12 protein-coding genes are annotated in these 12,481 nt (G+C 62.6%); 8 read left to right on the forward strand and 4 right to left on the reverse strand.

What is annotated here, in order from left to right; translation table 11 throughout:
- The first annotated feature begins 618 nt into the window (after positions 1-618).
- The gene (gene arsC / locus ACZ9H4_RS33640; protein WP_408328962.1) at positions 619-978 is read left to right on the forward strand and encodes an arsenate reductase (glutaredoxin); all 360 of its coding nucleotides are present in this window, start codon (positions 619-621) and stop codon (positions 976-978) included.
- Between the two features lie 85 nt (positions 979-1,063).
- Here arsC and ACZ9H4_RS33645 read toward each other — a convergent pair whose 3' ends face one another.
- A complete protein-coding gene (locus ACZ9H4_RS33645; RefSeq protein WP_476122534.1) occupies positions 1,064-2,047 on the reverse strand; it encodes a sulfonate ABC transporter substrate-binding protein in 984 nt (327 codons plus the stop codon).
- A 222-nt stretch (positions 2,048-2,269) separates the two neighbouring features.
- Between ACZ9H4_RS33645 and ACZ9H4_RS33650 the strand changes: the two genes are divergently transcribed.
- The 3 genes from ACZ9H4_RS33650 (at position 2,270) to ACZ9H4_RS33660 (ending at position 4,616) form a co-directional block, all read left to right on the forward strand.
- A complete protein-coding gene (locus ACZ9H4_RS33650) occupies positions 2,270-3,646 on the forward strand; it encodes a GntT/GntP/DsdX family permease (protein ID WP_476122535.1) in 1,377 nt (458 codons plus the stop codon).
- A 138-nt stretch (positions 3,647-3,784) separates the two neighbouring features.
- The gene (locus ACZ9H4_RS33655) at positions 3,785-4,075 is read left to right on the forward strand and encodes a DUF1272 domain-containing protein (RefSeq protein ID WP_408141897.1); all 291 of its coding nucleotides are present in this window, start codon (positions 3,785-3,787) and stop codon (positions 4,073-4,075) included.
- A 409-nt stretch (positions 4,076-4,484) separates the two neighbouring features.
- On the forward strand, positions 4,485-4,616 hold the full coding sequence (locus ACZ9H4_RS33660; RefSeq protein WP_408141899.1) for a hypothetical protein: 132 nt from the start codon (positions 4,485-4,487) through the stop codon (positions 4,614-4,616).
- Positions 4,617-4,913: 297 nt separating this feature from the next.
- On the opposite strand, the gene ACZ9H4_RS33665 is transcribed toward ACZ9H4_RS33660, so the two are convergent.
- The gene (locus ACZ9H4_RS33665) at positions 4,914-5,120 is read right to left on the reverse strand and encodes a hypothetical protein (protein ID WP_408154604.1); all 207 of its coding nucleotides are present in this window, start codon (positions 5,118-5,120) and stop codon (positions 4,914-4,916) included.
- Between the two features lie 454 nt (positions 5,121-5,574).
- Between ACZ9H4_RS33665 and ACZ9H4_RS33670 the strand changes: the two genes are divergently transcribed.
- Positions 5,575-6,129: an NADPH-dependent FMN reductase gene (locus ACZ9H4_RS33670; protein ID WP_476122536.1), complete on the forward strand. Its 555-nt coding sequence runs from the start codon at positions 5,575-5,577 to the stop codon at positions 6,127-6,129.
- Positions 6,130-6,234: 105 nt separating this feature from the next.
- On the opposite strand, the gene ACZ9H4_RS33675 is transcribed toward ACZ9H4_RS33670, so the two are convergent.
- On the reverse strand, positions 6,235-7,257 hold the full coding sequence (locus tag ACZ9H4_RS33675; RefSeq protein ID WP_408328950.1) for a hypothetical protein: 1,023 nt from the start codon (positions 7,255-7,257) through the stop codon (positions 6,235-6,237).
- 241 nt (positions 7,258-7,498) lie between these two features.
- Complete coding sequence (locus tag ACZ9H4_RS33680; RefSeq protein WP_476122537.1) at positions 7,499-9,790, reverse strand: hybrid sensor histidine kinase/response regulator; 2,292 nt, start codon at positions 9,788-9,790, stop codon at positions 7,499-7,501.
- A gap of 685 nt (positions 9,791-10,475) precedes the next feature.
- On the opposite strand from ACZ9H4_RS33680, the gene ACZ9H4_RS33685 reads away from it, so the two are divergent.
- From ACZ9H4_RS33685 to ACZ9H4_RS33695, 3 genes are read left to right on the forward strand one after another with little or no spacing between them, the layout of a single operon-like run.
- Positions 10,476-10,844 (forward strand): response regulator, encoded by a 369-nt coding sequence (locus ACZ9H4_RS33685; RefSeq protein ID WP_168663191.1) that lies wholly within the window; start codon positions 10,476-10,478, stop codon positions 10,842-10,844.
- Positions 10,837-11,460, forward strand: a complete 624-nt coding sequence (locus ACZ9H4_RS33690; protein WP_168663193.1) for a chemotaxis protein CheC — start codon at positions 10,837-10,839, stop codon at positions 11,458-11,460. Before ACZ9H4_RS33685 ends, ACZ9H4_RS33690 begins: the two co-directional genes overlap by 8 nt.
- Positions 11,457-12,395 (forward strand): sensor domain-containing diguanylate cyclase, encoded by a 939-nt coding sequence (locus ACZ9H4_RS33695; protein WP_408141911.1) that lies wholly within the window; start codon positions 11,457-11,459, stop codon positions 12,393-12,395. The genes ACZ9H4_RS33690 and ACZ9H4_RS33695 overlap by 4 nt, the downstream gene beginning before the upstream one ends.
- Positions 12,396-12,481 lie beyond the last annotated feature (86 nt).

Consider the following 12,481-nt stretch of genomic DNA (forward strand, 5'->3'; position numbering starts at 1 on the left):
AGCCTCGGACGATGCAGGCAATGTGTGTGAATCTAGTTAGGGGCCTGGTATCTCGTTTGAAATGACGGATGGTTTCAGTTCATCTCCTCGTAACCGAGAGTCGCCGACGTGTCAGGCAAGGGGATGAGATTAGTCGCGGAAACCGCGGAGTGATGCGTGCACGGGAATCGATCGAATGTGAACGCGCCGGAGTTTTTCGTGGCTGGGACAGAGTTCAGGGCGGCTGCGGCTGAGTATGTCAGCGTCGGCGATACAGTTTATGCGCATAAACTACCACTGCCCCACTGCCCCGTCGTATTGCCCTGTCACGCAATCATCCCTTCCGGAAACTCGTCGCTGCCCGCCCTTCCAGCTTTAACCCCAGCAGCAAAACGACATCAGCGAAGGACAGAAAAAACAACAACAGGCGAGAAAAAATTTAACGGCTACTTATTCATCCACCTCGGTCGAGCAGCGCACCTTTTTTGAACCCCGAAATTCCCCACCCAGACAAGGCCACTCCCACGTCTCGCCAACCGGACAAGAAGCAGGCAGGAAGGTCACCAGCCCCCCGCCCTACGTCCCCTCTACCCGCTAAAATTCCCCACACCCCATCCCTCACTACATAACAACTCCCTCGTGATCACGATTTACCACAACCCCCACTGCTCCAAATCGCGCGCTACCTGTGAACTCATCACCAGCAACTACACCAGCACGAACGAAACAACAGAAGTCATCGAGTACCTGAAACATCCGCTCACCGTCGCTCAGCTCAAACAACTCAACGCGCAACTCGGCTGCACGGTCCGCGAGATGATTCGCGACACGCAAGCCGAGTACAAGGAACTGCAGCTCGCCGACGCCACCTGCACTGACGCTCAGTTATACGAAGCATTGGCAGCGCACCCCATCCTTCTGCAACGACCGATCGTCGTGCGAAACGGGCGGGCCGTGATCGGTCGGCCGCCGGAAAACGTTGCTGCGCTATTCGCCTGAGCGTCGAAAGAAAGCCGACTCGCGCGATATAACAGCGTCGAGAGTCAAAATCCGGAGCACATCAACGCTCAACCCCGAAAGCAAACTAAGCTTTCCCCGGCAATGCCGCATCCTTCGTGACAATCTTCGTCGGAATGAGGCGCAGCTCGCTGAACGTGTCCGCGATACGTTGCTGCTCCGCCAGCACGCTCGCATCGATGGGCTTGTAGACATGCGCGTAGTGGCGCAAGCCCGCTTCGATCACGCTCGCGTCGAGCCCCTGAATCGGCGCGAGTTGAGCGGCGGCCTCGGCGTAGTGACCGCGCACCCACGTCCCCTCTTTGTCAACCGCATCCATCATGATCGCGAGCACCGCGCTGTTTTGCTCCGCGAACGGCCGCGCGCTCAGGAAGAATTGATGGTGGCTCACGATACCTTCGGCATCCGCGAGCAGGCGTGCGTTCGTCTGCCGTTTCGCCGCTTCGAGGAACGGGTCCCAGATGGCCCATGCGTCGATGGCGCCGCGTTCAAAGGCCGCGCGTGCATCGGCGGGGGCCAGGTAGACGGGCTGAATCTCGCTGTACTTCACGCCGTTCTTCTGCAACGCGGCGACCAGAAACCAGTGCACGTCCGAGCCTTTGTTCAGCGCGATCTTTTTGCCTTTCAAATCGGCCAATGTTTTGATCGGCGCATCCTGATGCACGAGGATGCCTTCGGCGTGTGGCGTCGGAATTTCATAAGCGGTGTAGACGAAGTTGGCCCCCGCGGCCTGCGCGAACACCGGCGGCGCCTCGCCGACATAGCCGAAGTCGATTGCGCCGACATTCAGCCCTTCGAGCAATTGCGGGCCAGCCGGAAATTCGGTCCATTTGACGGTGATACCCTGCGGCGCAAGCCGCTTTTCCAGCGTGCCGCGCGACTTCAGCAACACCAGCGTGTTGGCGGCTTTCTGATAGCCGATGCGAAATTCCTTCGTCTGCGTATCGGCGGCGAATGCGGACGTGGAGACGACCGGCAACGTGGCGGCGGCGAGCGAAGCGCCTACGCCGGCAAGAAACGCGCGGCGTGTGAGATGCGAATGACCTGACATGGCAATGCTCATTTAAAAGACGGCCGCAAAACGGGTCGATTGGCACCGACGATAATTCGTCTGCAAGCCTGGACGAACCGATAAATTCGCATAAGCAAATCACGCCGGCGTGCGACGCGCGTGGACCGCCCCCGCCGGCCTCGCTGCGCCGAGTCGTCACCGGCCGCTACAATTTGCCACTCGCGCAAAACCGCGGCTGCGTCATTGACAAAAAGGACCAACGTGCATCTGACGACAACACTTACTCCGTGGGCATCTCACGACACTCAACTCATTTTGTCGTGTGCGCTGGGGCTCGCACTCATCATCATTTTCATTAGCGTGCTGAAGCTCGCGCCGTTTCTGTCGATTCTGGTTGGCACGTTCGCGGCGGGTTTTGCCGCCGGCTTGCCGCTCGAAGCAGTCGCGAGCGCATTCAGCAAAGGTGCGGGCGCGTTGCTCGGCGACGTCGGCATCATCATCGCCTTGGGGGCGATGCTCGGTGCGCTGATGGCCGAATCAGGCGCCGCCGACCGGCTCGTGTCGACCATTCTCAAACACTCCACGCCGCGCACATTGCCCTGGATGATGGCCCTGGTCGCGCTGATCATCGGCTTGCCGCTCTTCTTCGAAGTCGGCCTCGTGATGATGGTGCCGATCATCTTCGTCATGGCGCGCCGCTCACAGCAGCCGATCCTGCGCATCGCGATTCCCGCGCTGGCCGGCATGACCACGCTGCATGCACTACTGCCGCCGCATCCGGGTCCGCTGATCGCCGTGAGCGCGTTGCATGCCGATCTCGGTCTGACGCTCGGCCTTGGCCTGATCGTCGCGATTCCTGCGGTGATCCTCGCGGGTCCGCTCTACGGCATCTTTCTGTCCAAACGGATGCATGTCGCCGAGCCGGAAGAAATGGGCAAGCTCTTCAGCGCGCAGCAAAACACCGCCGAGCCGCCGAGTTTTGCCATTTCGCTGATCACGATTCTGCTGCCCGTCGTACTGATGCTTGGCCGTACGATTGCGAAGCTGTTGCTCCAGCCTGAAACGTTCCTCTTCGACACGCTGAATTTTCTGGGTGAACCGCTTGTCGCCCTTGGCCTCACGGTGCTGTTCGCGGTGGTGGCGCTCGGTTGGTCGCGCGGGATGGCGCGCGAGCGCGTCGGCGGCATTCTGCGCAAAAGCCTGCCGCCGATCGCCGCGCTGCTGTTGACCATTGGCGCCGGCGGCGGCCTGAAGCAGGCGCTCGTGGTGGCGGGCATCAGCACGACGATCGGGAAGATCGCGGTCGGCGCGCACATGCCGCTGATTCTGCTGGCCTGGCTGATCGCCGTCGCGCTGCGCCAGGCCACCGGCTCGGCGACCGTCGCGACCACCACCACGGCGGGTATCGTCGCGCCGGTCGTCGCTGGATTGAGCGCGACGCACAATTCGCTGATGGCCCTCGCGATCGGCGCGGGCTCGGTGTTTTTCTGCCATGTGAACGATGCGGGTTTCTGGATGGTGCGCGAGTACTTCGGTCTGCAATTGAAACAGACGGTGCTGGTCTGGTCGGTATTGCAGACGATCGTCTCCGTCGTCGGCCTCGCGCTGACGCTCGTATTGTGGACCGTGTTGACATGACAACGGGAACAGGTCGCGCGGGCATCTGCCTACGCCGAGGCCCGGCAGCTTTTCGGGGCGGCCTGGGCCCCTTACACTTGCCGGCAAGCGAGGCGCACCCCGCGTCTCGCGCCATGGATGAAAAGTGGAGCCACCGCCATGCTCGAACTGAGGCCGTCTTGCGAAGGATGCGGCAAGTCACTGCCCCCGAACGCGTCCGACGCGATGATCTGCACCTACGAATGCACCTTCTGCGAAGTCTGCGCGCTGACCCGGCTGCGCAATGTGTGTCCGAATTGCGGCGGCAATTTCCAACATCGGCCGATTCGCACGCGCGCGCAACTGGAGAAACATCCGGCGCGTACTGAACCGCATGTTGGTGCGCTCGATGAAGCATCGCATGCGCGGTTTTTCGAGCGTTATCGGGACACGCCTCCTGGCGAACGCTAAGCATAGCGCGGCGGTGCTGCCCGCTGCTCGTGTGTGTGGACGGGATCGAATCGCCGTTAGCGTGGGCCCTGTTCCTACTTCTGCGCGTCCAGTACAGGCGAAGCGATGTTGCGATCGCCAGCAACGCAACTGGCCGGACCGGGCGAGCGGTGAAGCGCTACAGAGTTAGAAAAACATTGTTGCGAAAATTGAAATCAAACTGGTTTCACGCGCAACTTGCGGCACTAGCTGAATCGCGAGCTTGCTCGCTGTATGCGTTGTCAAGACGACGCAGGAACCGCTTTCAAATTATTTCAATAACTGAAAAAATATCTTCCCATCTTCGGTATTTTTAGGCAGCTACTGAATCGCTATCCTTCAGCCACCGATCGCACCAGATCGCGAACCAACGCTGATGAGGAGTAGCACCATGAAACGCATTCTTTCCGCCCTGATCGCTTCCTTTGCTTTGTTTGCAGCCGCTTCGGGCGCAGCGCACGCTGCCGCTCCCGCGCAGTGCAACGGTCCGGCATCTTACTGCAACGTGTTTTTCGGCAACTAATCGGCGGACGGACGCGACGGACTCAATCCGGAGCGCGTTCATTGACGAGCAAGTTTGCAAAGAGAAAAAGAGGGCGCCCAATATGGCGCCCTCTTTGCATTCAAGCTGCATTTGGCGGAGTCGTAAAATGGCGAGGCCCTCTAAGGGCAATGGCACGCTCCCCGCACCTCACTTCGCGCTTTGCAAACCGCGCTGATGAGATGTCGCCCGCTCAAGCCGCAGCTTCATCTGACTGCGTCCCACCGAAGCGCCCCGCCCCGCAAACACAACGTGGTCCACCCGCACCACAAACGGCGACTAGGTCTTTCCGCCGCCATCCATCCCACTACCCTTACGCCACACTTCCTTGCCGCGCTCGGATAGCTCACCGCTGCTGTGCAGCTTGTCCGCCTGCTTACCGTCGACGGCCATCTCGCCACCGGGTTGCTCCTGCGCTCGCTGCTTTTCCTTCTTGCGAGCCGCGACCGCTTCATCGTGGGACTTGCCTGCGTAATTCAAACTCATGGCTGTTTCCTCCAGAAAGTCAATTCCCTCTATAGCTGAAGCACAGCGTTATGCACGCGTGTCGGCCGGAAGGCGAGGCGCCATCGTCGCCAGATTCACCCGTGGTGATCGACAAGACATTTTTGCCTCAATTTTGCCAAACGCGACACTTCGCATGCTTCCCGCGACGCCGACCACCACATCCACAGCACGCATTTGCCTCAAATCGTCCAGCACCGAAAGCATGCTTGATTGACAAGGCAAAAACACCAGTTATCCACAAGGTTATTCAGCGTTTCTGTGGATAACTTTGCGGGCCATGAGGTTATCCACCGCTCACATCGCGCGCCACCTATCCGGCCCCGATGGGGCACCCGCATTCGCAAGCGACTTCGTCCACAACTGCCCGTCTATTGCCTATGATGGACAGTCCGTACCTTTCTGCGCATAAAGCGCCCAATCAAGGAAGCGAACCATGGCCCATCACATTGCAGTCGTCGTCGGCAGCCTGCGCCGGGACTCGTTCAACCGGCAACTCGCGCAAGCCGTGATCTCTCTCGCGCCGTCCGATTTCACCTTCGAGTTCATCGACATCGGTTCGTTGCCGCTTTACAGCCAGGAGTACGACGCCGATTATCCCGAAGCCGGCAAGCAGTTGAAGCAGCGTGTCGAAGCCGCCGACGGCCTGCTGTTCGTCACCCCCGAATACAATCGCTCCATTCCCGGTGTGCTGAAGAACGCGCTCGATTGGGGCTCGCGTCCGTGGGGCACGAACTCATGGGGTAACAAGCCCGGCGCGGTGATCGGCACGTCGCTCGGCGCGACGGGCACGGCGCTGGCGCAACAACATTTGCGCAACGTGCTCGCGTATCTCGATGTCGCGACGTTGGGTCAGCCCGAGGTGTTCATCAAGCACGACGCGGCGGTCATCAACGAAAAAGGCGAGATCTTGAACGACGGCACACGCAAATTCCTGCAGACTTTTGTCGACCGTTACGTTGCGTGGGTCAAGCGGCACGCGGCGGAGTGACGGATTTCTAAGTGGCGAGTGCAAAAAGCTCGCCACTTCCGCCAGCCCACATTCATGGCAGCGAGGCGGCGGCTGCCATCGCCAAACCAGGCGCCGCTGCAACGTTCAAACGTGGTGATGCCCGGTCACCCGTTCCCATCCGTGACGCACCGCCAGCTTGAAACGCTCCCACGTACTGTCTGGAGACGTCGTTTCCCAATGACGCCGGGCTTCCGGTTCGATATCGTCCCACGGACGGTCGTGAAACCGCGCGTCGCTGCCGATTTCCGCGCCATAGCGATACGCCGGCACATAGTCTTCGTAACGCGCATTTTCAGACGCGTATTGCTCGTCGTAGTGCGAGCGAAAATCCTCTTCGTATTCCAGATACTCGTTCGGCATTTGCCCGCCCAGACCCGCGGTCGGCTGCCCCGCTTCGGAGACGACCTCCGAGGGCTGCATGACCGCGCCTGAGCCGGGCATCGAGCCGGCTGCGATCGCGCTGCGTCCCGCATCGCCGACCAACGGATCGCGAACCGGTTCATTCACCGGATCGACGGTGGGCCGCCCGCTGAGCGGCGGCGGCACGAATGGCTCGGCGCCGGTGCTTCCCGGCGGCGCGGTGTACAGAGGATCGGCGGTAGGGGCGGGCCGCGCGCTCGCGGCCGGCGTGGTCGTCGCAGCCGCAGACGCCGCGCTCGATGTTCGCGGCGTGCCCGGCGTCACGGCGCCAATGCCGAGTTCGTCGAGCACCGAATGCTCGCGTCCGCTTGAAGTTTGCGTTTCCCAATCCGGCAGACGTTCGCCGATGTCGGTTGCGCCCAGTCTCGTCAGCGTGCTGCGGGCGAGTTCCGCATGCGATTCGCTCGTTGCGTTGACGCACACCAGCACGGCGCCGCGACGCACGGCTTCGGCGTAGCGCGCCGCGTCCGGCGCGCGCGAGCCGGTAGAGAACAAGCTCGACAGGAAGCGCTCGATGTTGGCCAGCATGCCCGCACCGGCGACTTCGTCGGTCGCCGAGCCGACGGAGGGCTCGGGGTTCGCCTGCAACTCGATCGCTTCGCGTGCGAAACCGGTCTGCACAAGCGCGTCGCGAGCGCTTTCCGCTTGCATGTAGGTGTCGAATAAACCAATCACGGCATGTTGCATGGCTGTCTCCCGACGTATTTAGGCGGAGCGGGTGGCGCTGGAACAAGCCGCCCGCTTCTTCTGACTGGCCGCAACGATCATGCCGGGGACGCGCCCGGTGCCCTGCTTACCCCGCAAACGCCCCTGGTGCCTGCTCGCGCGCCGGTCGGCGGGGGATTGGCGCAGAAAAGCGCGGCGGGACACCGCCACGCTTTTACAACTATCGGTAAATGGCGCGCAGCGCCCGCCAGGCCCGTCGCCTTTACTGCGCCGGATGCTCCGCCGGGTCGGAGCCCGTTTGCGCCAGATCGCGCTGGATCGTTTCGAGCAGCTTTTCCAACAAGCCGATATCGAAGGGTTTGGACAACACCCGCACGTCCACACGCCGCGCCCGGTCGAGTTCCTCCGCGTAACCCGTGACGAGGATCACCGGCAGTTTGGTGTCGAAGGCGAGAACTGCCTCGGCCAGATCGATGCCGTTCAGCTTGCCGGGCATGTGAATGTCCGACAGCACGAGATCGAACGGCTGCGGCTCGCCGGTGCGCGCCCGCCGCGCATGCGCATCGTCGAACAGACGCAGCGCCGTGTCGGCGTTGAACACGCACGTGACCTGGTGGCCCATCATCTGCAGCAGCGCTTCGGTGCCGGCGGCTACTTCCTCGTTGTCCTCGACCAGCAGGATGCGCAACCCTTGCGGGGCACTACTTTCCTCGGCGCCCGGCTCAGCCGGCGCCGTGATCTCGGGTTCGGCCGCGGCGCGCGGCAGATAGAGGCGCACCGACGTGCCTGCGCCGACCGCGCTGTCGATTGCCGCGAGTCCACCCGAGCTCTCGCAGAACGCGAAAACCTGCGGCAAGCCGAGGCCCGTACCCATGCCCTTCGGCTTGGTCGTGAAAAGCGGTTCGAAGGCGCGGGCGAGCACCTCAGGCGCCATGCCCACCCCGGTATCTTCGAGCGAGAGTTGCACGAAGTTGCCGGTCAGCGGAAAACCGTCCTCGTGACGGAACACGATGTTGGTGGCCCGCACCGTGAAACGCCCGCCATTGGGCATGGCGTCGCGCGCGTTCACCGCAACGTTGATCAGCGCCAGTTCGAGCTCCGCCACGTCGACGCGCGTCGGCCAGGTGCCGGTACCGGGATCGATCACCAGTGAGACCTTGGCGCCGAGCGACGCGCGCAGCAACTCGCGGCACGTCGGCAGCCATTGTTCGAGCAACAACGTCTCAGTGCGCAGCGGCTGCTTGCGCGCGACGCCGAGCAATTGCCGGGTCAGCGACTGGCCGCTCTTGAGCGCCCGCTCCATCGCCGACAATTCGCGGTCGAGCCCGTCCACGCCGCGCCGCCGCACGATCTGCACGTTGGACGAGAGGATCATCAGCAGGTTGTTGAAGTCGTGCGCGACGCTGCCGACCAGCGTGCCGAGCGCCTCCATCTTGCGCGACTGGCGATACGCGGATTCGATCGAACGGCGCATCGACGCTTCGGCTTGCCAGCGCTCCCACGCTTCCTCCTCCGCGCCGAGGCGCCGCAGCGACAGCCAGATTACGCACCACAGCGCGATCGACGGCGTGAACATCGACAGGATCAGGACGCTCAGGTGCCGGTACCACGCGGCCCAGATCGCCGACGTGCGGTAGCCGCACAGCACGTACACCGGATACGCGCCGACGTGCCGGAACGCGAGGATCAGCGTGTCGCCGTCGACGTTCGAGCGCATGCGCACGACGCCGGCCCGCCGCCCTTGCGCGACCGCTTCGGCGAACGGCGAATTGGACGCCATGGCCGCGGCTTCGCGCGGCGTGCGCGGAAAATGCGCGAGAACCGCGCCGTCGGTGCGGACGAGACTCATGATCATCGGTGTGCTGTCGTTGCCGCCGAGCAGCTCGCGGTAGAACGCATCGAAGTAGCTCGGCCGCAGCGCCACTGAGACCACGCCGGCGAACGAGCCGTCGGCGGCGCGCCGCTCCACGCCCATGTTGAACACCTGCTCGCCGGCAACGTGCCCCGTCATCACCTTCGACACGTGCTCGCGCGCGTTGCCGTCGCGAATGCCGACGAAGTCGTCGCGCATGCCGATCGACAGTACCGGCGATGGGTAGTAACGGCTGCTCGCGAGCAGCGTCCCTTCGCCCCCGAAGATCGACACGGCGGCTACCTGCGGATAGCCGCCGCCCATCGTGCGGAGCTTTTCGTGAATCTCGGCTTCGCGGGCGCGGATGCCGTCGTCGTCGAGACCCTCGGTCAGATCGATGATGCGCGCGTCGAGCGTCTCGTTCATGTCGAACACTTTCAGCGCGTGCTCCTCGGCCACCCGCACCGTGCGCAGCGTCATGTCGGTGGCGTCGGCCTCGCGTGCGCGCAAATCGCTGAGCGCCATCGCGGCGACATATACGCAGGGCAGCAGGATCGCCGCGACCAGCAGCGCGATCAACGTGATGCGGCGCACCTGGAAATTCTGTTCCGGCACGGCGGGGAACGATGCTTCCTCCTGCGACTTCGCGGAATAGTGGGAAAGGCGGCCTGCGCGAGGCGGGTCGAACGGGTCTGGTGTCATTTTTCGATCATGCCAAAGTCGTTCGGGTCCAGGGAACCTGGGAGTCGGCTTCATAGGAGAAGCATAGACACAGCGCGGCACCAGACGTTACCTTCAGGAACGGGCGCCGCCGGGATTTTCGCCTATTTGTCTGCTGGTTAAACAGCGACGAATCCAGAAGCGCAAACGTATCAAAAAGTATAAATATAAAATAAAACAGCTTCATCCTATCTAAACATTTTTATAAATAGCCTTGGCGCGGAATATCTTATTGCCGTATGCGATTTTGGTGAGTTGCCTTTACGCGGATTTGCTTCGAAAATCGCGTCACGATAAACATTCGTCTGCCATGTTCGGACGTATTTGCCGCGAGGGCACCCAGACCATGCATACCGTGCGTGGATCGAGCCGTTCGTGGCGCCACGCGCGGCCAAGGGACCAGCCTGATCCATCGAGCCGCACAGATTGATCTACGGGGTAGGCTCGAACATGCCGGTCATAGCCGTCGTCCACGGTGCGCGCTCGCATTCATGCAGGCGGACCGGATTCGCCAACCGCGCGTCGCCGCGCACGCTCCCCGCTCGTTCGCAACCTGCGCTTTCGCAGGCTTCACCGCACTTTGCCGCGGGTCGACAGACCTCGCGCTAAAGAAACCGCCTCTACGCGCCGTTATGCGTAAGAGATAATTCCGCTTTTCGACCCGCCCATGCCCTTGCCCATTGTGATCGCCGACGATTCGTTGCTTGCCCGCAAGGTGCTCACCAAGGCATTGCCGCCGGACTGGGATGTCGACGTGTCCTACGCATCGAACGGGCGCGAGGCGCTCGGTCTGTACCGCGAGGGCAAGGCGTCGGTGATGTTCCTCGACCTGACGATGCCGGACATGACCGGCTACCAGGTGCTCGAAGCATTGCAGCATGAGGATCTGAACACCTTCGTCATCGTCGTCTCCGCCGATGTTCAACCGATGGCCCAGGCGCGCGTGCGCGCGCTCGGCGCCGCCGCGTTCATCGCCAAGCCCGTGACGCCCGAGGCGGTACTGCCCATCCTCAAGGAGTACGGGTTGTATGTCTGAGCCAGTCCTCACCGAAGATCAGCGCGACGCGCTGCAGGAGGTCGCCAATCTGGCGATGGGCCAGGCCGCGACGCGGCTCGCGCGGCTGCTCGATTCGTTCATCGAACTGTCCGTGCCGCGCGTGCGGATGGTGGCGCTCAGCGAGGCAGCCGAGGCGCTGCGCGAGATGACCGGGATCGACGACACGGTGAGCGCGGTGCGCCAGGGTTTTCGCTCCGACATCAAGGGCGAGGCGCTGGTGATCTGCCGCAGCGACAGCATCGCGCAGCTGTGCTCGCTCGTCAGCGATCCGTACGCGCGTTCGAGCTACGAGGCGGTGAGCCAGAAGGAACTGATGCTCGACGTCGCCAACGTGCTGACGGGCGCATGCGTGTCGTCGATTCTCGACCAGCTCGGCCGCACGCCGGTGTTTTCCGCGCCGGGTGTGCTCGGTGAAACGATGACGCTCGACGAGGTCTTTCAGCCCGGCGTGCTGCAGTGGCAGGTCGCGCTGCTGGTCGAAGTGAATTTCGCGCTGGAGGATCAGAGCTTCCGCGCGCACCTGGTCATGCTGATGGCCGAAGAATCGATTCGCCACATGAACGGAGCGCTCGACGCGCTGTTGTCCAGCCTATGAATGTATCCGTGGATTCGTTGAGCGACCTGGTGGTCGAGCGTGTCGGTTTTGGCATCTTCGTGCTCGACCGCGAGATGAACGTGCTCATGTGGAACCGCTTCATGCAGGACCACAGTGGTCTGTCGCCGGAACAGGTGGTCGGCAAGTCGTTGTTCACGCACTTTCCGGAGCTGCCGCGCGTGTGGTTGTCGCGCAAGATCGAAAGCGTGTTTCAGCTCGGCAGTTTTGCGTTCAGCTCGTGGGAGCAGCGGCCGTATCTGTTCCGGTTCGACCATGACCGCCCGATCACCGGCGGGGTCGATTTCATGCAGCAGGACTGCACGTTCATGCCGCTCACACGCGATCGCGAAGTGGTCGCCGTGTGCGTGACGATCTCGGACGTCACGCACGTGAGCATCGTGCAGCGCGAGCGCGAAGAGGCGGTCGCCAAGTTGCAGGAGTACGCGGACCGTGACGGCCTGACGGGCATCGCCAACCGCCGTTTCTTCGAAGCGCGTCTGCGCGATGAATTCACGCGCTGGCAGCGCTACGGCGGCGACATGTCGATGCTGCTGTTCGATCTCGATCACTTCAAGAAGATCAACGATCAGTTCGGCCACGGCGTCGGCGATACGGTGTTGCGCGTGATGGCGCAGCGCGTCGCCGAGGTGGTGCGGGCGCAGGATACCTTCGGGCGTTTCGGCGGCGAGGAGTTTGCGTTGCTGCTGCCCTGCACGCCGCTCGACGACGCAATGCGCGTCGCGGACAAGATCCGCTCCGTGATCGCCGATACGCCGGTCGAAGTGCTGGGCACGAGCGTGCCGGTGACCGCGAGCGTCGGTGGCGCGGCGGCGCGTCAGGGCGTGCCGGCGTACGACGTGCTGATCAACGAGGCCGATGCGGCGTTGTATAGCGCGAAGCGGCAAGGACGCAACCGCTCGGTCGCGTTCGGCTGAGGGCGCCTCGCTCCCGCCCCGCCCTTCCCGCCCTTCCCGCCCTTCCCGCCCTTCCCGCCCTTCCCGCCCTTAAATCGTCCTCAAAA

The organism is Paraburkholderia sp. TE9906 (assembly GCF_056279605.1).